A 543-nucleotide genomic window follows, 5' to 3' on the forward strand; every position below is an offset into this window, starting at 1 on the left:
TTCGAAGGATGTAGTCCACACAAAGTCCTGATAGCCATCTTTGTTCAAATCAACAAAAGTGCCCTTACTACCACGCATTGCTCCCAGATCGACAAAGCCGGTTCCGGTGCTGAGTTGCACGTGCATGCGACCAAAGGTCCCGGTATAGGCAATATCTGTGAGGCCATCACTATTAATATCTATCGCAATTGGATTCTTCGATGTCTCTTCCGTACTAAGAAACCCCATAGAGCGGAACTCACCCATGGGCTGGTCGAATATGGCAACCCGATATCCCCCAGGTGTTACCACCAGGAGGTCCATTGCCCCGTCGCCATTAAAATCCCCCAGGGTATCTGGCACATGGCTAACCAAGTTAACGCCCGGAACATCCAGTGGGTACTTGGTGGATTGACTACTGAACTTATAGTAGCGATTGGAAGAAACCGCTTCTCCTGACGGCTCCAGCAGGCGAACCTCTACCTCGCCCCCGGTTCCAATTTTGTAGTAAGCTGAAATGTAATCTGCAAGACCATCGCCATTGAAGTCGGCAAAAATAGCGTT

At 49.7% G+C, this 543-nt stretch carries 1 protein-coding gene; it reads right to left on the reverse strand.

Going from position 1 to position 543, the window contains the following annotated elements; all coding sequences use genetic code 11:
• Positions 1–543 (reverse strand): VCBS repeat-containing protein (locus tag Q5Y71_RS17145; protein ID WP_306043285.1); only part of this gene is annotated, 543 nt, incomplete at both ends.

The organism is Microbulbifer sp. 2205BS26-8 (assembly GCF_030731025.1).
GTDB lineage: Bacteria > Pseudomonadota > Gammaproteobacteria > Pseudomonadales > Cellvibrionaceae > Microbulbifer > Microbulbifer spongiae.